This is a genomic window from Bradyrhizobium lablabi (assembly GCF_900141755.1).
GTDB classification, from domain to species: domain Bacteria; phylum Pseudomonadota; class Alphaproteobacteria; order Rhizobiales; family Xanthobacteraceae; genus Bradyrhizobium; species Bradyrhizobium lablabi_A.
On the sequence record NZ_LT670844.1, the window covers coordinates 2,658,342 to 2,678,505 of the forward strand.

General features: G+C 62.4%; 16 protein-coding genes. 5 read left to right on the top strand and 11 right to left on the bottom strand.

What is annotated here, in order from left to right:
• Positions 1 to 10 precede the first annotated feature (10 nt).
• Together B5526_RS12305 and B5526_RS12310 are read right to left on the bottom strand one after the other, a co-directional pair.
• On the bottom strand, positions 11 to 1,555 hold the full coding sequence (locus B5526_RS12305) for an ABC transporter substrate-binding protein (RefSeq protein ID WP_079538426.1): 1,545 nt from the start codon (positions 1,553 to 1,555) through the stop codon (positions 11 to 13).
• Between the two features lie 60 nt (positions 1,556 to 1,615).
• On the bottom strand, positions 1,616 to 2,857 hold the full coding sequence (locus B5526_RS12310) for a dienelactone hydrolase family protein (RefSeq protein ID WP_079538427.1): 1,242 nt from the start codon (positions 2,855 to 2,857) through the stop codon (positions 1,616 to 1,618).
• 189 nt (positions 2,858 to 3,046) lie between these two features.
• On the opposite strand from B5526_RS12310, the gene B5526_RS12315 reads away from it, so the two are divergent.
• Both B5526_RS12315 and B5526_RS12320 read left to right on the top strand, forming a co-directional pair.
• A complete protein-coding gene (locus tag B5526_RS12315) occupies positions 3,047 to 3,634 on the top strand; it encodes a helix-turn-helix domain-containing protein (protein ID WP_079538428.1) in 588 nt (195 codons plus the stop codon).
• 242 nt (positions 3,635 to 3,876) lie between these two features.
• The gene (locus B5526_RS12320; protein WP_079538429.1) at positions 3,877 to 4,800 is read left to right on the top strand and encodes a division plane positioning ATPase MipZ; all 924 of its coding nucleotides are present in this window, start codon (positions 3,877 to 3,879) and stop codon (positions 4,798 to 4,800) included.
• Here the strand turns inward: B5526_RS12320 and B5526_RS12325 are convergent.
• The 9 genes from B5526_RS12325 to B5526_RS12365 form a co-directional block, all read right to left on the bottom strand.
• On the bottom strand, positions 4,797 to 5,327 hold the full coding sequence (locus B5526_RS12325; protein WP_154071278.1) for a hypothetical protein: 531 nt from the start codon (positions 5,325 to 5,327) through the stop codon (positions 4,797 to 4,799). The genes B5526_RS12320 and B5526_RS12325 overlap by 4 nt on opposite strands.
• A gap of 230 nt (positions 5,328 to 5,557) precedes the next feature.
• Positions 5,558 to 7,258, bottom strand: a complete 1,701-nt coding sequence (locus B5526_RS12330) for an outer membrane beta-barrel protein (protein ID WP_079538431.1) — start codon at positions 7,256 to 7,258, stop codon at positions 5,558 to 5,560.
• A gap of 150 nt (positions 7,259 to 7,408) precedes the next feature.
• Entirely contained in the window at positions 7,409 to 8,380 is a 972-nt protein-coding gene (locus B5526_RS12335) for an ABC transporter ATP-binding protein (RefSeq protein WP_079544945.1), read from the bottom strand.
• Entirely contained in the window at positions 8,373 to 9,374 is a 1,002-nt protein-coding gene (locus B5526_RS12340; RefSeq protein WP_349642782.1) for an ABC transporter ATP-binding protein, read from the bottom strand. Before B5526_RS12340 ends, B5526_RS12335 begins: the two co-directional genes overlap by 8 nt.
• Positions 9,370 to 10,260, bottom strand: a complete 891-nt coding sequence (locus tag B5526_RS12345) for an ABC transporter permease (protein ID WP_079538433.1) — start codon at positions 10,258 to 10,260, stop codon at positions 9,370 to 9,372. Before B5526_RS12345 ends, B5526_RS12340 begins: the two co-directional genes overlap by 5 nt.
• Positions 10,253 to 11,197 (bottom strand): ABC transporter permease, encoded by a 945-nt coding sequence (locus tag B5526_RS12350; protein WP_244562357.1) that lies wholly within the window; start codon positions 11,195 to 11,197, stop codon positions 10,253 to 10,255. The genes B5526_RS12345 and B5526_RS12350 overlap by 8 nt, the downstream gene beginning before the upstream one ends.
• A 93-nt stretch (positions 11,198 to 11,290) precedes the next feature.
• Complete coding sequence (locus B5526_RS12355; protein WP_079538434.1) at positions 11,291 to 12,850, bottom strand: ABC transporter substrate-binding protein; 1,560 nt, start codon at positions 12,848 to 12,850, stop codon at positions 11,291 to 11,293.
• A 59-nt stretch (positions 12,851 to 12,909) separates the two neighbouring features.
• On the bottom strand, positions 12,910 to 14,070 hold the full coding sequence (locus B5526_RS12360) for an aminotransferase class III-fold pyridoxal phosphate-dependent enzyme (RefSeq protein WP_079538435.1): 1,161 nt from the start codon (positions 14,068 to 14,070) through the stop codon (positions 12,910 to 12,912).
• A gap of 195 nt (positions 14,071 to 14,265) precedes the next feature.
• Positions 14,266 to 16,626, bottom strand: a complete 2,361-nt coding sequence (locus B5526_RS12365; protein ID WP_244562277.1) for a penicillin acylase family protein — start codon at positions 16,624 to 16,626, stop codon at positions 14,266 to 14,268.
• A 165-nt stretch (positions 16,627 to 16,791) separates the two neighbouring features.
• Here B5526_RS12365 and B5526_RS12370 point away from each other — a divergent pair, with 165 nt between their 5' ends.
• The 3 genes from B5526_RS12370 (at position 16,792) to B5526_RS12380 (ending at position 20,132) form a co-directional block, all read left to right on the top strand.
• A complete protein-coding gene (locus B5526_RS12370; protein ID WP_244562278.1) occupies positions 16,792 to 17,763 on the top strand; it encodes a glycoside hydrolase family 16 protein in 972 nt (323 codons plus the stop codon).
• Positions 17,764 to 17,824: 61 nt separating this feature from the next.
• Positions 17,825 to 19,300, top strand: a complete 1,476-nt coding sequence (locus B5526_RS12375; protein ID WP_079544947.1) for a GH1 family beta-glucosidase — start codon at positions 17,825 to 17,827, stop codon at positions 19,298 to 19,300.
• Positions 19,301 to 19,427: 127 nt separating this feature from the next.
• Entirely contained in the window at positions 19,428 to 20,132 is a 705-nt protein-coding gene (locus B5526_RS12380; RefSeq protein ID WP_154071279.1) for a hypothetical protein, read from the top strand.
• Positions 20,133 to 20,164 lie beyond the last annotated feature (32 nt).

Sequence of the window (20,164 nt, forward strand, 5' to 3'; positions counted from 1 at the left end):
GTCTGTCGCCCTAGGCCTGCGTGATCAGTTGCGGAAGTATCATGCCGTTGGCCTGCGCCACGACTTTCAGGCCCTTTTTGTGGATGATCGGCTGCACATATTGGAACAGCGGGATCACCTCGCCTTCCTCGGCGATATATTTGTCGACCGCCTTGTAGCCGGCGATCCGCTTGGCTTCATCCTTTTCGCCCCACAGCGGACCGATGCGCTCGACCAGATCCTTGCCCTTCCAGGCGCAATGCGGCGAGGGGCCGAACATCGCAAAGCCTGTGGAGGTCGAGGGATCGCCGATCGCGTTGCCCCAATTGTAGAACGCGGCCGGCGCCAGCGCGTGGCGCGCGCGCAATTCGAAATGCTGTGCGATCTCGTAGACCTCGATATTGGCCTCGATCCCGACTTTGCGCCACATCCCGACGATCGCCTGGATCATCTCGTAATCCTTCGGCTTGAAGCCGCGGGTGGTCTGGATCGTGAATTTGACCGGCTTCTCCGGCGAGAAGCCGCTCTTGGCGAGCAGGCTCTTTGCGAGTTCCGGATCGTAGGCGACCTTGATCGAGGGATCGAACGCGGCATATCCCGGCGCTTCCAGGGTTGCGATCGGAACTCCGTAGCCCTTCAAGAGCCGGTCGACGATCGCCTTCTTGTCGATGGCGTGATTGGCGGCAAGACGGACATTGCGGTCGAGCATCGGGTCGATGTCGGTGATGAAGATCATCGCGATGTCGGACACCGGTTTTGTCTGCCCGGCCAGTCCCGGCTTGTTCTTCAGGCGGTCGAACTCCTCGTAGGGAATCTCGAACGTCACGTCCGATCCGCCGGATTCCATCTCGGCGACGCGGCTGGTTGGATCGGTGACGAATTTGAACACCACGGTCTCGAACGCTGGCTTCGGACCCCAATAGCCCGGATGCGCCTTGAGCCGGAGGAATGCGTTGCGCTCGAAGGCATCGACCTTGTACGGGCCGGAACCGATCGGCGCCTTCTCGAAACCGTCCGCGCCGACCTTCTCATAATAGGCCTTGGGCAGGACGTAAGCGGTCAGGAACGCCATCCATTTGAACAAGGTCGGCTCGAACTCCTTGACGTCGCCGGTGATGGTGTTGCCGTCGATCTTGTAGTTGCCGACCTTGGACCAGACGAACTGGATCGGATTTCCACTTTTCGTATCGGCGGCGCGCTGCAGCGACCACACCACGTCTTCCGGCGTCACCGGCGAGCCGTCATGCCAGGTCGCGCCCTTGCGCAGCTCCAGCGTGATCTTGGTGCGGTCGGCGTTCCAGCCCCATTTTGTCAGCAGGCCCGGCTTGAAGGATAGATCAGGCGCCTGACCGACATAGGGATCGAACACCGACTGATAGATCGACTGGATGGTCGGATTGACCGCGGACAATCCGACAGTCGGATCGAACGACGGCAGATTGACATTGTAGGCGATTGTCAGCGTTCCCGGTGCCGCGGCCTGCGCGCCGCCGCTGAGCAAACCCGAAGAGAGCGGAAGGGCGGCAGCGCCCGCCAGCTGAAGGACGTGACGGCGAGACAGCACTGACGACACCATGACAACTACTCCCCCTATGCGAGAACGGCGCCCGGAGCGGGCGCCGTCAACTGAATTCGACTATTCGGCGGCCTGCGGCGCACTCTCCGCCCAGCGCGCCATCAGCGTGTTCGACGGCAGCGTCTCGTCGACGAGCTTTTTTGCCGTCGCGACGCCTGCGACCGGGAGCAAAGCGGGATCGAGCAATCCGATCTGCACCAGCACCGAAGCCTGATCCCAGTAGATGTGCTCGTTGTAGAGCTTGTCGCCGCGGAAGCGGACGATCGCGACCAGCGGGATCTCCACATATTTGCCGGTCGGCGCCACGCCGGGCAGCATCCAGTCGATCTCGATGTCGTGGGTAAAGCAAAACAGCATCTCGTCGACGACGCGGTCGGCGCCGATGGTGCGCGAGATCGGGATCAGCTTTGTGTCCTTCGGCGTCTTCGGGATGAAATGATTGGCGTAGAAGCGCAGCAGATCGCGATAGCCGACGCCGCCGGTCATGGTCGGGATGTGGTTGACATAGGGCTCTGCCACCATCGTTCCCATGGTCGCCTCAGCCGAGCGGATGCCGAATTCCAGTTCGGTGTGGCGATCCCACAAGGTCGAGAGATCGTAATGCGGGCCCAGAACTTTCCGGAACAGCGCGATCGAGCGCGAATGCGCCATCAGGGTCGCAGGCTTGTTGAAGCTGGTCCGCTCCGGTGCTGCGAAGGCATGGTCGCAGCCGGGATAGAGATAACATTCGACGTCGGGACGTTTGGCGAAGGCGGCCTTCACCTGCTCGCGCGCTTCGGCGGGCGCGAACTTGTCGAGCTCGGCGAAATGAAACACCATCGGACCCTTGATCTTTGCGGCCTCGCCGATGTCGGCCTCGATGCCGACGCCGTAATAGCTGACGGCGCAATCGACGTCGGTGCGGGCGGCGGTGAGGTAAGCGAGCTTGCCGCCCAAGCAAAACCCGAGCGCGCCGACCTTGCCGGTGCATTCGGGACGCCCGCGCAGCACCTTCAGTGCGTCGGCGGAGTCCTTGATCGACTGATTGGCATCGAAGCGCTGATAGTAGCCAAACGCCTTGTTGAAGTCGGCCTCGGAATAGCCGAGCTCAATGCCAGGCTCCATGCGCCAGAACAGGTCCGGCGCGAGAACGACATACCCCTCCTCGGCATAATAATCGGCGACCTCGCGCATTGACGAATTGACGCCGAAAATCTCCTGCAGCAGCAGGATGCCGGGCCCCGATCCCGATGCCGGAATAGTCAGATATCCCTTGAAGGTGCCGCCATCGGCGGCCGCGATATCAATCCATTTGCCTGCCATCGATACTGCTCCCGTTCGAAAGGCGCACGTTATGGTGTGCGCTGCCACTTCATCGTGCTTTCTTAATTGAATTTTTAATGTAAGAATTACAATTGTAAATAGCATAGATTGAGCAGGGCTTGCCTACGCCTTGAGCGCGCGGCGCCTTGAACGAACGACATCTTGAGCGAAAGACACCGGGAGACCGTTTTGAAGAGGACCAAGATCGCGGTGAAGAAAATCGCCGAGACAGCGAAGCCGAAGAAGCAAGCTGCCGTCACCGAACGGCCGGGGGCCTGGCATCTCGCGCGCACCGAAACCGAGCGGCGGCTGACCGATTTCGAGTTCGGCCTGGAGCGATTGGCGCAAGCCTATTATCGCTGGAAGGCGGCGTGCCTTGCCGCGGTCTGCGACGTGCCGCTGACCGGCGACGATGTCGCCGTGCTCAATGTCGTGCGGATGGGCGATGAACCAAAACGGCTTTCCGAGATCGGGCAGTTGCTCAACCGTGTCGACGTGCCCAATCTGCAATACGCCACGCGCAAGCTCGTCCGCGCCGGCCTGATCGAAACCGAGGGCAGTTCATCGCGCAAGGAAACCCGCTATCGCGCCACCTCGACCGGGCATTCGGTGACCGAAGCCTACGCCGCCTTGCGCGCGGCAACCTTGCCGCCGATGCTGGAGGGGCTCGACGGCTGGGCCGCGAAATCCGAGATGACCAGCAGCCATCTGGATTTGATCTCGAGCCTCTACGCCCAGGCCGCGCAGGTCGCGATCACGAGGCGGCACCAGCCCTGACGGCGCCGCTGCACTCGCATTGCGCAACCAGCGGGCGCGGCGAGAGGTCGGACAACGGAAATTGACATCCAGCAACGGACATTGACGACGCGTAGCGACCTTTGTCGCATTCGATCTGCGGAACAAATGTCGTCCCAGCGACGTTCTTCCATGAACTGCCGATCGCGTCCTTCCTCGAACAGAATGTCGAGTGGTGGCGTTAGCGGTTGCCTTCATCAAACCGGTTGTTTCGAGCCGCAGCCATGCTGAACGTCGCGGTAAATTCGCGCGGGTCACCCCACGTCATCGTGGTCGGAAACGAGAAGGGGGGTTCCGGAAAGACCACGATTGCAATGCACATCGCCGTGGCGCTGATGAAGAGCGGCCAGCGGCTGGCCACCATCGATCTCGACAGCCGGCAGCGGACCCTCACTCATTATATCGAGAACCGGCGCGCCTGGGCCCGCAGATGCCATGTCGATCTCGAGTTGCCGACGCACCTCGCCATTGCGCGCGCCGAAGGTTCCGCCGTGAGCGAGAACGAGGCTGCCGAGTTCGCCGACTTCGACCAGGCTGTCTCGGCCATCGAGCGTCATCACGACTTCGTGGTGATCGATACGCCCCCGCACGACAGCTATTTGATGCGGCTTGCGCATTCGGTCACGGATACCCTGGTGACGCCGCTCAACGACAGCTTTCTCGATCTTGACGTGCTCGCGAAGATCGATCCCATGACATCCACCGTAACTGGGGTCAGCCACTATGCCGAGTTGGTGCGCGAGATGCGCCGCCACCGTCGATCGGTCGACGGCGATCCCACCGATTGGGTGGTGGTGCGCAACCGCGTTTCGCCATTCGGATCACCGATCGAGGCGGTTTTCTGCAATGGCTTGCAGGAACTGGCGCTCGCGTTGGGGTTTCGGGCCGCAACCGGCCTCTGTGAACGCCCGGTATACCGCGATCTTTTCCCGCGCGGGCTCACGGCGCTGGATGTCTGCGACCGCGCGCCGGCGGGCGACCTGGATCCGTCCCATTCGGTAGCGCGACGCGAGATCCAGGCGTTGCTGGACGTCTTGAAACTGCCGCTCGACGATCGCGGACGGCGCCGCGCGGCGGCCCGTGCCGAGTGGCTCGCAGCGCGAACCCATCCGTTGGATACAGGCGATGTCGTCCTGACCGACGCTTAGACTTGTGGACGCGCCAGCGCCAGAAATCCCCGTTGCAGCTCTGCAGCGCGGGTCAAGCCATCGGGCAGAAAATCGATGACGTCGCGCAAGGTTTCGTCAGATACGCTCCAGCCACAATAGCGCCTTGCCGCGTCGAGCAGTTCTTGCGGTGAGGTCGCCGCATAGGCGCGGCGCGTTTTCTCGTTTGCAGCCTCGATCTCACGGGGATGCAGGAGCAGGTTGCCCATCCGGCCGGGTAGCAGGCTGCCGCGCTCGTAGCCGATTGCATGCCAGAGGATACTGACCGGGGTGTGCCGCGCGCATATCGCCATTCGGAAGACATGCGCTTCGACCAGATAGTCAGCGAACTTGCCGCCTTGCACGAAAAACTGCTTGGCGAGTTCGTCGAACCCGGGAAGATTGAACGCCCAAATGAAGGCGTTCGCCTCGCCCTCTATCTCCGGGCCCACAGGCGCGGCACCCTGCTCGAAATCGGACGGGCGACTTCGCCAGGCCGTGACCGCCTGTTGCGATTGCGAGGAGAGCACGGCTTTCTCAGTCGCGGCGTCAAAATCCGGCTTGAAGCGTTGGTAGGCGGCCTCATCGACAAATAGGCCGATCCACCAGTGATCAAAGCTCACCTGACCTCCTCGCCGTCATGGCGCAGCCGACAAAGCGCGCGCGCCGGCGGGCGTCGCCTCGTCTTAGGATTTTCTATAGTCGACGGTTCGCTCGCGAGAAAGCCCCTGTTCTCGCGCTTGGGCGACGGCCCAAAAACCTACTTCAATCCCTCGAACTTGTAGGAAGCCTGCACGAAGGCGCCGAAGCGTTCGGTTCGAACCGGCAGGGTCTGGCAGGGACACTGTGAACCGAAAATATTCGTGGACGCATTATTCGACCACATTGCCCAGTAGCGGCCGCCGGCACCGATGCTGAAGGAATTACCCAGCGCATAGGCCAGGATGGCCTCGAGCTGCACGCCCCTGCCATTGCCGCTTTCCGGGGAGACGGTGTCGGTCACGTCGGTTCGCAGCAAATGATTGTCCTTGGCGGTAAACGACACCAGCGGCAGATAGGCGGCATCGGCGGTCAAGGTCAATCGATCCATCAGCTTCACCTCACCATTCACACCGAGCCGCATGGAATGCCAGGTGTCATTCTCGGTGATGCCGAGCGTGGAATTCGCAATCGAGGGGACGCAGTCGGAATTTGCGTTGGCGATCTGGACGCAGCCATAGGCCGACTTGTTCTCCCTGAAATAATTGTAGCCGATGAAGCCGCCGACCTTGGAGCTGTGCCCGTGAAACAGCGCGTAGCCGACATCGAAGGTGCCGTAAGCCAGATCGCCGTTCACCGGATCGGAAAGCGTGTTGGAGTAGGGAACAATTGCGGTTGGAGTTAAGATGCCCCAGTCTTCGTCATGCATCTTGCCCGACAGATGGCTGCCGCCGCCGATAAAACCCTTGAGGAAGAAATTTGTACTGGTGTCGATGCGGCCGAACAACTCGCCGGTCGCCGACGTCGTGTCGTAGGTCAGGCGCGAAACCAGGAGGTCCTGCTGCGGCGTATTCGGGGTTGCGCCCAGATCCTTCTGGAACCTGCCGGAGGAGTACCAGGTACGTCCGCCGATCTCGATTTCGGCATCCGGGACGTAGGCCGCCTCGGACGTCCCTCGCAGGCGATAGTCCGACGCCGGCGGCTCCCACTGGGCATGGAGATCTTCGCCGAGCTTCAGGTTGAGGCCCAGTTTGAAGATATGCATGTCCTGACTGACGCTGCTGGTAGTGCCTGTCGTCTGAAGAAACCTAGCCGGCAGGCCAATCTGTAACAGGCTCGCCGGTGTGGCGATGCCGAGACCGCCGAAATTCGCATAGTCGTATTCCAGCCTGAGCGACCACGCCGGTGTCAGCGCTTTCTCGACGCCGGCGCCGATCGTCCATCCCCATCGCACACCGTCGAAGCCGGTCGATGTCAAGGGAACCAGACCATTGGTCGTGAGGTCGACCTGCTCGCGGAGCGCGGCGAGCCCGCCCTTGGCATAGATCAGCGTGCGTCCCCCGGTGCCGGCTGCGTAACCGACGCGACCGGTCAGGCTGCCGGTTGCCGTCTGGCGCACATGACAATTGGCCGAGAAGAAAAAGCCGGACGAAGCAAGGCATGTCGCGGTACCGTCGGCACTCACCGCACTGGCCTCCGCCTCCGCGCCAAGCACCCAATTCGAGTTGGGAGTTTGCCAGTTATAGCCGATCTGCCCGCCGCCCAGCACGGCGGGACTTCGGACATTGCCGCCATAAATCCCGGGCCCTGCGGGATCGGAAACTTGCGACGTTCCAAAACCGCCGCCGACCTGCCCGCCCATGTAAAGACCGGTCCAGGACCACAGCACCCTTGGCGCAACCACCACATCCGGCAGGTCCGCCGCTCTTGCGAGACCGGACCCCAACAGCAGGCCGCAGACCGCAACTGAGATCTTTTTCATGACAACGACCCACACTTGCTACCGACACGCGACGCGCCGTTAACTACAGTGGGTGGGAATGCTTAAGAAAAACTGAGCGTTGACGAACGGGTAACCCTAATTTTCGATAATTTTGCGTTCGAACAAGTCGCGGAGATTATGAAGCGTTTCTTAACGAGCCGCTTCGAACAAATGGCAGGCGACCTGCCGGTCCTTTCCGGACGACAGCAGCTTCGGCGCCTCGGCGCGACAGCGATCCATGACCAGCGGGCAGCGCGGATGGAATCGGCAACCCGGCGGCGGATCAAGCAAGCTCGGGACTTCGCCGGAAATCGCCCGCGCGCGGACAAATGCCGGATCCGGACGCGGCACCGCGTCCAATAGCGCCTTGGTATAGGGGTGCTGCGGCCGTGCGTAGATATCGTGCTTCGGCGCGGTCTCGACGATCGAGCCGGCATACAACACCGCGACCCGGGTCGAGATGATCCGGACCACCGCGAGGTCATGGGCAATGAAGAGATAGGTCAGGCCCAACCGCTGCTGCAGGTCCATCAGCAGATTGACGATCTGCGCCTGCATCGAGACGTCGAGGGCCGATACCGGCTCGTCGCAAACGATGAAATCCGGATTGAGCGCGAGCGAGCGGGCGATGACGATGCGTTGCCGCTGGCCACCGGAAAACTCGTGCGGGTAGCGATCGGTGCTGCCCTTCGGCAGTCCGACGAGTTCGAACAATTCGGCGACACGATCGTTGCGGTCGCGGCGCGACAGTTTTCCGGCAATCTCCAGCGGCTCCGCGACCGAGCGGCCGACCCGCATCCGCGGATTGAGCGCCGCAAACGGATCCTGAAACACGAATTGCAGGCGGGAGCGCACCGCGCGAAGCGCCGCGGACCCGTCGCGGCCGGTGATGCAATGTCCAAACAACGAGACGCTGCCCGCCGTCGCCGGGATCAGCCCGACCAGAATGCGGCCCGCGGTGGATTTGCCCGAACCGGATTCGCCGACCAGCCCCAGCGTCTCACCGGCCATGACGTCGAAATCGACATCGTCCAACGCGTGCAGCGGTGAAACCCCGCCGGCGTGGCCGACCATGAATGTCTTGGTGAGGCCGCGCGCCTCCACGATCGGCGCGTCAGCCATCGGCATTGCCGAAAAGAACCACGCGCGGCGGACAGCGGACGCTGTGCAACGCGCCTGCCAGCTGCAGCGGCGGCGGCGCCTGCCGGCAGGCCTCCTGCACAAAGTCGCAACGCGGCGCGAAGCGGCAGCCCCGGATATTTTCCTGCGGCCCTGGGATCCGGCCGGGGATGGTCCGCAAGCGTGCGGCATCGCCGTCGAGTTTCGGCACCGCCGCCATCAGTCCGGCGGTATAAGGATGAACCGGCCGGCGGAACAGCGTTGCGACCGGCGCCTGCTCGACCACGCGCCCGGCATACATCACGACGACGCTCTGCGCGAACTCGGCGATGACGCCGAGATCGTGCGAGATCAGCATCACCGACATGCCTAGCTCGTGACGCAAATCCCGCAACAGTTCGAGGATCTGGGCCTGGATCGTGACATCGAGCGCGGTGGTCGGTTCATCCGCGATCAACAGGCGCGGCCGGCAGGCGATCGCCATCGCAATCATTACCCTCTGGCGCATGCCGCCGGAGAGACGATGCGGGTAATCGTCGGCGCGGCGGCGCGCATCGGGAATCCGAACCAGATCGAGCAACTCGACGGCACGTCGGCGCGCGGCGGCCTCCGGCATGTCCTGATGCTGTCGAAGCGTCTCGGAAATCTGCTCGGATATCGTCAGCACCGGATTGAGCGACGACATCGGATCCTGGAAAATCATCGCGATCTCGCGGCCACGAATGCGGCGCAGCGCACGATCCGAAGATTTCAACAAGTCCACTCCCTGAAAGCTGATCGAACCCTGGGGAATACGGGTCGCGGCGCGGTCATGCAGCCGCAGGATGGAAAGCGCGGTGACGCTTTTGCCGCTGCCGGATTCGCCGACCACGCCGACGCAATCGCCTTCGGCGATGTCGATCGATACGCCCTCGATCGCCGTCAGCCACCCGGCGTCGACGCGGAACTGCACCGTCAGGTCACGGATCGCGAGCAGTGGGAGTGCGGCCACGCTAATCGCCTCCCTTCAACCGTGGGTCCAGAATATCGCGCAGCGCGTCGCCGAGCAGGTTCATGCCGAGCGCCGCAAGGCTGATCGCGATCCCCGGGAACAGCATCACCCACCACGCCTCCGTGGCATAGTCGCGCCCCTCCGCGATGATGTTGCCCCAGCTTGCGAGCGGCGGCTGCACGCCGACACCGAGGAAGCTGAGCGCCGCCTCGGCCAGGATGGCGTAAGCGAAGATAAAGGTCAGGTGGACAAGCAGCGGGCTGAAGCAATTCGGCAGAATGTGCCGCACGATGATCCGCAACGCTGACGCACCCGATAGTCGCGCGGCCTGCACATAATCCATCTCACGCACGACGAGCGCCGCCGCGCGAACGATGCGCACGCCGGCGGGAACGTAGGCGACCGTCAACGCCGCGATTACGCTCGAGACCCGCGGGCCAAGGGCTGCGGCAATGCCGAGCGCAAGAAGAATGGCCGGAAACGACATCAGCGCGTCCATCAACCGCATGATCGGCGCATCGAGCTTTCGGAACTGCGCCGCAACGACCCCGATGACGGCGCCGCAGAAACCGGAAATGACGGAGACCGCGAGCCCGACGAACAGCGAGACGCGGGCGCCGTAAAGCACGCGGGTGAAAATGTCCCGCCCGAACATATCGGTACCGAAGATGAAACCTGGTGCCGGAGGACGAAAGCGAAGCCGGACTTTCATTGCCGACGGATCGAGCGAGGTCAATAGCGGCGCAAGGATCGCAGCCAGCGTAAGCGCTGCAATGATCGCAAAGCCGATCACGAATGACCTGTGCCTGAACAATTTCGCGACCGAGCGGCCACGCTGCGGCGAATTGAGGCCGCCGCCGGAGACGATGGCTTCGACGCCGATGTCAGTCATGGCGCACGCGGGGATCGGCGAACGTGTAAAGCACGTCGACGATCAGGTTGATGATCACGAAGGTGAACCCGAAGATCAGCATGGTCCCTTGAACAAGCGGGTAGTCGCGCGCCAGGATCGCCTGAACCACCATGCGGCCGATGCCCGGCAGCGCGAAAACCTGCTCGATGACAACAGAACCGCCAATGGCCGTGCTGACCAGGATGCCGGTCGCGGTAATGATGAGAATAAGCGCGTTGCGCAGCGCGTGCTTGCCGACCGTGCGCCACTCGCTCAGTCCCTTGGCGCGCGCCGTTCGAATGAAATCCTGGCCCAGCACGTCGAGCATCGCCGAGCGCGTCATGCGCGCGAGGAAGCCGATCTGAAACAGCGACAGGATCAGCGCCGGCAGGATCACGGAAGAAAACCATGCTCCGAAACCTTGCGAGATCGGCGCGAAGCCGCTGGAAGGGACCCAACCGAGGCGAACGCTGAACAGGATAATGCCGAGAATGGCGATCCAGAATGCCGGGATAGACACGCCGACCAGGGCGAACGTCATGACGCCGGCGTCGATCCATGACCGCCGATAGTAGGCAGCCAGGGAGCCCAGGAAAACACCGATCGGAATCGTGATGGAGATCGACAGCACCGTCAGCGAAAGCGTCACCGGCAGCCGCTCTCCGACCGCCGAAAGCACGCTCTGGTTCAAGACCAGCGATGAGCCAAAATTGCCCTGCGCCAGATTGAGCAGCCAGATTGCCAGTTGCTGCAGGAACGGACGGTCGAGGCCGAGCTGTTGACGTACGCGCTCGACCGCTTCCGGCGAGGCCTGCTCGCCCGCGATGATGATGGCGGGATCACCCGGCAATAGACTGAGCAGCAGAAAGGCCAGGATCGAGATGATCAATATCACCGGCACCGCTTGCAGGAACTTAAAGGCAATGATGCGTAGCAGAACCAACTCCCTTCGGAACGAACGCGCCTGAGCGATGCTACGAGCCGCGTCCTTTGCGGCCGATGCTTTCGCGCGGGACCGCCGACACACCGATCAGTCGAGCCAAAGATCCCATAGCTGCAGCACGCCGGCATATTCGCTCTGGCCTTTCAGCCTCTTCGAATATCCGCTCAGCCTTCCGGTATCGGCGATCTTGATGAGGTATGCGCCGCCGAGCACCTGTTGCTGGATCTTCAGCCAGGCGGCGCGCCGCTCGTCCAGCGTGGGCGCGGCAAAGAACTCGCTATAGGCCTTGTCGAGGGCATCGTTGCCGGTGATGTGCGGGAATGTGTAGAGCATCGGCCGCCACTGCTGCGGACCGAGAATATGATCGGGCCCAAACGCCGTGGTCGACAGATTCCAGTCACCGGTGCCCTGCTGCATATGAGATGCGTTGGTGGTCCAGTCGGTGACCTGAACGTCGACGTTGATTCCCGCTTCCTTCAACTGCTCGGCAACGACCAGCATGGTCGAGCGCATCCACTGGTAGTTGCTGTTGGTCTCGATGATGATCTTTTCGTTGTTGTAGCCGGCCTGCTTGAGAAGCTCCTTGGACTTGGCGACGTCCTTCAGGTCGTACCAGGGCGTCGGCGCGCTCTCGCCGAGATAATAGGGCGTGCCGGGAAATGACATCCATGGATTGCGCTTGTTGATGCCGCCGGCCCCCTCGATGATTTCGTCGACATTGATCGCCGCGGCGATGGCCTGGCGAATGGTTACATTGGCCGTCAGCCCCTTCTGCGAGTTGACGATGATGTAGCTGCCGAGCACCGGGAACACCTCGCGGATCGCCAGATCCTTGCGTTCGGTGATGCGGGCGCTGAGTTCGCTCGGGACGGTCGAGATCAATTGCGCCTCGCCATTTTGCAAGGCGGCGATGCGGGTGGTGGCTTCCGGCATGAAACGATAGCGCACGGCATCGAGATAAACCGTCTTGCGCCCGCCGTAACCGTCGCGCCCGGCAACGCTGGTATCGGCCACATAATCATCGAACCGCTTGATGATGAGGTGGCTGTCCTTGACCCATTCGCCCATCATGAACGGTCCGGTGCCGATGATGTCGATGCCGCGCGCGGGCTTGTCCTTTTGCTGCTCCGGGAGGATCATCAGCGGGTAGATCGGGGATTTGAGGACGTCGAGCAGGACGACGTTCGGCTGCTTCAATACGATGATGAAGCTGTAGGGGTCCGGCGTATCGTAATGATCGACGCCCTCCAGGTTTTTCGCATTCGGGCTGACCCGCTGGTAACGTTCGAACGATGCTTTGACGTCGGCGGAGGTCATCTCCTGCCCGTTGTGGAATTTCACGCCTTTGCGGAGTTCGAAACGATAGGTCTTGAAATCCTCCGACGCCGCAGCTTTCGAGGCCAGCATCGTGCGCGTCGCGTTATTGGCGTCGAGCGTGACCAGCCCTTCAAAAACGTTGTTGATGACCTCGAGTTCAACCGAGCTGGAGGCGACATAGGGATCGAGTGTCCCCGGCCCGGAGACGCTGGCGTACACCAGCGTGCCGCCTTTTTTCGGCTGCTCGGCTGCCGCGACCTCGCCCACGGCGAACGAGAAAGCAAGCGTCACCACAAACGCGACGAGATTTCGCCCAACAGATCGATTCATGCCTTCAAACCCCGAACTTGACCTCGAACTCGTCGCAAATCCCGGGGCGAAGCGATTTGCTATTGCAACTTCGCGATGACCCCGAACGCCTCGTCGGTAACCGACAACGCCAAATCGATATCCGCCGCGGTATGGGCGAGCGAAAGGAACATGTTGTGCTTCGGATGCAGATAGACGCCACGTTTGAGCGCCTCCAGCACAAAGCGCGAGCCCTTGGCATAATCGGCATCATCCTCGAACAGGATGCTCGGCATTTGTGCCGGGCCGCTCTGGCGGATAGCGACGCCATGACGGGCGGCCTGCGCGGCGACACCATCGCGCAACCGCTGGCCCATCAGCCGCATGTGCTCGGGACCGTTCGCCGTCTCCAGCACGTCGATCGTCGCCAGCGCCGCCGCCATGGAGGTCGCGCCGCACCAGAACGAGCCGGTCGCGTAGAGCTGCGATGCGGCCTGCCGAAAGCGCTCATTGCCCATGACGGCCGCAAGCGCGTAACCGTTGGCGATGGCCTTGCTCCACGCGCTCAGATCCGGCTGCACGCCGATCGGATCCCAGCTTCCATGCAGGGTCAGGCGAAAGCCGGCCCTGACGTCATCGAGAATGAGCGCGGCGTCGTTGGCATCGGCCAGCGAACGGGCGCGCCTGGCGAAGGCGGGATCGGGCAATTCCTGATGCTGGCCGTAATCGTGACGGAAGGCCGACACGAGGATTGCCGCCAGATCATTACCGGCCTGCGCCACGGCGGCTTCCAGGCTCGCGATATCGTTGTATTTGATGTAGATCGCGTGGACGCGGTCTTCAGACGTGACACCATACGGATAGGGCGAGCACCACGGCACCGCGCCGTGATAGGCGCCGGAGGCCAGCACGATCTTGCGCTTGCCGGTGGCGCCGCGCGCAAGCGTCACGCACGTCGTCGTCGCATCGGTGCCATTCTTGGAAAACATCGCCCAATCGGCGTGCGTCACCAAACCGACCAGCCGCTCGGCCAGTTCGACCATGCGCTCGCTCGGACCATTCAGGCAGTCGCCCTGCTCCATCTGGCGGCGCGCGGCCTCATCGACCTTGGGATGGCGATGCCCGAGCACGACGGGACCCCAACTGCACATGAAATCAAGATATTTGCGGCCGTCGACGTCCCAGAGATAACAGCCCTCGCCGCGCGCGAAAAATTGCGGATAGCCCTCGGGCAAGCCCGCGACCCGCATATGTCCGTACATGCCGCCGGGCACGACTTTGAGCGCGCGTTGACGCAGGCTTCGGTCCAGACCTGCAATCCTGCTCTCAGTCAAATGCGACGTCTCCGCGCGGTTTTGAAAAGGATAGCCGAACCGACAGGGGAGACAACCGCTGAATCCGCGCCTCTTCGACAAGCTCCGCGCATAGCACTGGCCTCGTCGGCTCGGCGCACGCTGTCAAGCCGTGCCCAAAGTTTCGTCAGGCAATAATTGCTGATGGGTCGTGGTCGCGGCTTCGATCTTGGCCCAATCGTAAAGCATCGGCACCATCTCGCCCGCCGCCCAGACGGCATTCTGGTTGTCGTACCACGGACTGTCGGTGTGACCCGACGCGCCGTGAAAGACGATCCATCTGCAATTGTCCCACGCTCCGACGTCGAACACATAGCGGCATAGCGATGCATAGGTCGCGCGCATGCCGAGCCGGGCGATGTAGCCGGTGGCGAACACCGTATCGTTGTCACCTCCGACAGGGGCGCAGTCCTTGTCGAGGGTTGCGGCCAGTTCAGGAAAGGCCTGCGACAACGGATGACGTAATGTGGGCCGATGCAGCTTGCCCCATGGCTCGGATGGCAAATCCTGCGCGGCGCGCTGCAGCGCTTCCGCCAGCACTCGATCCCAACTGGCCCCTCCGATCAGGCCGGTGTCGTCGGCACGAAGCAATTGAGGAACGGTCCACCAGATCTGGCTCTCGCCGAAAATCCCCGGCGTGACCTTCGCATAAGGGCTCTCGGAAACCGCGCTCAAGCCGCTTTTCTCGGCGACCAGTTTTGTCAGAGCCGTCCGCAACGCGACATAAGCGGCGGCGCTGTGCGAATCCGGCGTCATTTCGCCGTTCCAATTGACGATGCGATCGCGCAGCTCGGCGGCGCTCCCGGTCACCTCGACGTTGCGGACGCGATCGCGAAATTCCAGCGCCACCACGCTGACGAGATCGCGATGGACCGAGGCCATGTCGTCGACGCCGGCCTTTGAGAGCTTTGCCAGCCTCTGCCAGATTCGGCGGGCGCGATGCGGCGGCATGCTGTCGGTCGACAAATAGCGCTCGCCATTCTCGACCACGCGATTATTGGCGGTGACGATCCTGCCGCCCGCGGGATCGATGCAGCATGGCATGTCCTCGAATGGCACCATGCCATCCCATTCATGCTCGCCGGTCCAACCCGGCACCGGCAGCCAGCCGTTCGACCTGGGTCGCGCCGGCACCTTGGCGCGCACGCGATTGCCGATATGACCTGCGGTATCGCCCGCGACGAGGTTGTGGTCCATCAGGCCCCAGTCGCGGGTCGCTTCATAGAACTGCTCGACCGTCCCGGCGCGCAGCATCGGCAGCATGCAATCGAAGGAACGATCCGGAACCGCAAACTGCACCGAGCGAAGCGCCAGCGCCGTGCCGGCGGCCGGATCACCGGCGATCACCGGCCCATGACAGGTCTCGAGCACCTCGATCTCGACATCGGCTTCACCGGCAACCGAAATCGTCTCCTTGCGGCGCTTGACCGGTATCCAGCGATTCTCAAAGCGGGTGTTCTCGGCGGCGGCGTCGAACCGTTCGATGTAGAGATCGTGGATGTCGACGAACGCATGGGTGACGCACCATGCGACCTTGGCGGTGTGGCCGTAATGCGGAAATCCGGGAACGCCGGGCACCGTGAGGCCGACGATGTCGAACTCATCGCATGCCAGGTGGGCCTGGGCGTACATGTTGGGCATTTCCAGAACACGGTGCGGATCGCCCGCGAGCATGGCGCGGCCGGTCGCGGTGCGCTCGGGCGCGAGTGCCCAGTTGTTGCTGCCGCCGGCGACTTCCGCTTCCTGAAGATCATGGCCAGGGCCGATCAGGGCTTCCAGCCCCGGTCTGAGATCGGCGAGCGCGGCGAGATAGCGGCGGCCTTGCTCGCCCGGCGGAATGCAAAGCAGGTCGTCGCCGCCATCGTCAAACCGCAGCTTTGAGATTTCGGCGACGCCGACGATGGGAAGCGCTGCCGCGCGCCACAGCTTCCACCACACCGAGCCCATCAGAAACCCGATCTGACGCATCACCGCGATCGAATGCCAGGGCTCCCATCGCTGCGGCTGGGCTTTGAGAATGGCATATTCCCTTGGCCAACGGCGTAGCGCGATAAAGGCGTTGACGCCCCGCGCATACGCCTCGAGCATCGATCGGGTCTCGGCGCTCAATATCGCGTAGTCGCGCCGCGATGCTCCGCTGGTATCGACGCGTCGCGCCAGAACATCGCCTGGGAGCGCCGACTTTCCGAGCCATTCCGCGTAGCGCCCGGTGCCACGCCGCAACAGTGCTTCCATTTGCCAGAGCCGGTCCTGGGCATGAACGAAGCCAAGTCCGGCAAAGGCGTCGGCCTGCGAAGCGGCACGAATATGAGGGATGCCCCAACTGTCGCGTCGCACATCGAGGCGCTTCGACAAACCCGGCACCACCGCCGGGCTCTGCAAATCGGGAAGGTGGCCGGCGGGATCGGGATTTTTCGACATCTTCTTCGGGTGCCTTTGACGTTGCGTGCCGAGATCGTTCGACATTCATCGGCGCATGTCAATCGCGGCGGAAAAATGTCCGGACCCTTCGCAAACGTGTTCGCTGAAAATCGCGTATTCTCCAACACAAAACTGATATAGATGCGATGGAGAATTCGATTGCAGGAGGCGCCGTTGTTTAGCCCCTGTGTAAACCGAGGGCCGACGAATTTGACGCCGAGAGTTCTTGCCGCCATCGGCTTTTTCTCCGTCCTGGCGCCGGCCTTCGCGCAAGACGATCTAAAAGTTGCGCCCGCAGAGCTTTCGCTGGCGGTCCGGAACGAGCAGCCCGACGAACTATGTCGCCGGTTCGACGCCACCGATACAAGTCCACTCGCAACGCTCTCCCTGCACCGGACGTTTCACGACGATTTCGACGTCCATCCGCTGAAAGGAAAGTGGGTGCCGCACTACGCCGGCGGCGCCGCCTGGCCCGACGCGCGCTATTGGGGCGGCGAAGGCTCCGACTTCAAACGAAAAGACAGCTGGAACGGCGAACAGCAGATCTATGTCGACCCGCGCTACGCCGGACGAGGAACAACACCGCTCGGGCTCGACCCGTTCAAAGTACACGACGGAATCTTATCGATCATTGCCAGCCGGACGCCGCCCGAACTCAAGCCGGTGCTGTTCAACAATGAATACATCTCGGGCATCCTGACGACCCAGGGCTGGTTTTCGCAGAAACACGGGTATTTCGAGATCCGAGCCAAGATACCGATCGGGCACGGCGTGTGGCCGGCGTTCTGGCTGCTTGCGGACGACGGCGGCTGGCCTCCCGAACTCGACGTGATGGAAGGGCGCGGGCAAGAGATCGGCGACATGGCGATGACGACGCACTGGCGGATTCCGGCCACCCAGTTGGTGCAATCCTGCGGGTTCGACTTCATGGTGCCGGACGCGTCCAGCGATTTCCACGATTACGGCGTGCTGTGGGTGCCCGACCGCATCGTCTATTTCATCGACCGCAAGCCGGTGTCGGATATCAAGGTCCCGTCAGGCTTCGACGATCCCATGTATATGATCGTCAACCTTGCGATGGGCGCCAAATATTTCAAGGGCGTCGGATTCGTCGATGCTGAATCTCCTGTTACGGTCGCATTCGAGATCGACAGGATTTCCGCCTATCAAATCGATCCTTAAGACCGCATCCCGCCTCGGGGACGAAGGCGGATGCGGGTCAACGCGAAATCGGGAGATGTCGATGTTCGGTAAGTTCTCGCGCCGCCATTTTGCCAAGCTTGCGGGCTTTTCCGCGCTCGGTATGGCGGCGGCGCCCCCCGCGAAGGCTGCGGACGCCGAGCCGAAAGGAGCGCCCGACCGCTACGCGCCGGCGAGTTTTCCGGACGGCTTCGTATGGGGCACGGCGACGTCGGCCTATCAGATCGAAGGCGCGGTCGATGAAGACGGCCGAGGCCGCTCGATCTGGGACACGTTTTCCCACACACCGGGCCGGATCGAGGACCACAGCAACGGCGACCGCGCCAATGAACACTACCACCGCTACAAGGAAGACGTTCGCCTGATCAAGGATCTCGGCGTCAAGGCCTATCGGTTTTCGATCGCGTGGCCGCGGGTGTTTCCGGACGGGTCGGGTGCGCCGAACCCCAAGGGCCTCGATTTCTACAACCGTCTGGTGGATGAACTGCTGGCGAACGGCATCGAACCCTACGCGACGCTTTATCACTGGGATCTGCCGCAGGCGCTGCAGGACCGCCTCGGCGGATGGCAATCCAGCGACACCTCGAAGGCGTTCGGAGACTACGCCGGTTACGTGGCGGAGCGTTTGAGCGATCGCGTCAGGAATTTCTTCACGGTCAACGAAGCCGGAAGGTTCGTGAATTTTGGTTATGGCTGGAACATCGACGCCCCCGGCCTCAGTCTGCCGCCGCCGCAACTGAACCAGGTCCGGCACCACGTGGCGCTGGCGCATGGTCTTGCCGTGCAGGCGATCCGCGCCAAAGCGCGCGCCGGCACCAAGGTCGGCCCGGCCGAGAACATCGCGGCGTGCCTGCCCGCGATCAACACGCCGGAAAATATTCGCGCCGCCGAGATGGCGACGCGCGAATTGAATGCGGGCTTCCTCGGCGTCATTCTCGAAGGCAAATACACCGACGGCTTTCTCGAATATGCCGGCGCCGCCGCCCCCAAATTCACCGCCGACGAATTGAAGATCATTTCCTCGCCGAACGATTTCATCGGCCTCAACATCTACGCCCCGCAGTTCTACATCGTGGCTTCCGACAAGAAGCCGGGCTGGGCCGTGCTGCCCTTCCCGGCCTCGTTTCCGCACATGAATTCCGAATGGCTCAGGATCGGCCCGGAGACGATCTATTGGGTGCCGCGGCTCGCGGCAAAAATCTGGAATATCGACACCATCTACATCAGCGAGAACGGCACTTCCTCGGAGGACAAATTGACCGCCGACGCCAAGGTCTACGACCTCGATCGCATCATGTACCTGCGCAACTATTTGACGCAGTTGCAGCGCGCCACCGCCGAGGGTGTCCCGGTCCGCGGTTATTTCCTGTGGAGCCTGATGGACAATTTCGAATGGATTTTCGGGTACAACAAACGCTTCGGCCTGTACCGGGTGGATTTCGAGACCCAGGCCCGCGTGCCGAAGCTGAGCGTGGCGTTTTACCGCGACGTGGTGGCAAGGAACGCGATAGGGGTGTGAACCTCCCCGGGCAGGATTGACGATCTCTCAATCGGAATTTTACCGGGGAGCCGCGCAAAAAAGCGAGGCGTGTCCGTCCATGGACTTAGCGGGCCGAATGGTCGGTCCCAGTCAAATGGAGGAGATCATGTCCCACTTTTCGCGCCCCGCGGCCACACTTGCCGCAGTTTCCGTATTGGCGCTGTTCGGATCGGCGGCCAATGCCACCGTTGTGGTACCCAAGCCGGCCGTCAATGTCGTCGTTCCCAAGCCGGCTGTTAACGTCGTCGTTCCCAAGCCCACCGTACCGGCCGTAACATCGACGGTTATTGGGTCGTCATCCAGGCCGTCGACGTTCAACGGCAAGCCGGCGACTTTCCAGACCACGTTGTCGAAGTGGCAGGGTCCCGCAGGCGCGGGAACGCAGGATACCGTTCTGATCTACCAGAGCGGCAAGGTCGTGGGGGCCATGTCGTCGATTTCCAGATACCCGGCGACGACCGCTCCCAACCCGAATGCGACGCCGGCACCGACTCCGGTGACCACTCAGCCGGCAACGCCGACCGTCGCTGCCAACCATCCGCCCGCTCCGGCTCCTGCTCCTGCGCCTGCGCCGGCTCCTGCTCCCAAGAAGACCACATTCACGCCGGTGGACTATCCCGCGTTTACGGATCAGTACGGCCGCGTGATTGGCTATTACGTGAACGGCAAGTTGGTGACAGGCCTGACCGGTCCCACTGGCGGAAGCTGTTCTCCGGTGCTGGCCTACCAGACTGGCGGCGGCAGTGTGAGTTCGAACTATACGTCCGGTTCGGTCCAGGTCCACGCCGTGCAGTGTTACGTGAAGAGCTGACGCGGCAATTAACGACCTTGCCGATTGCAGCG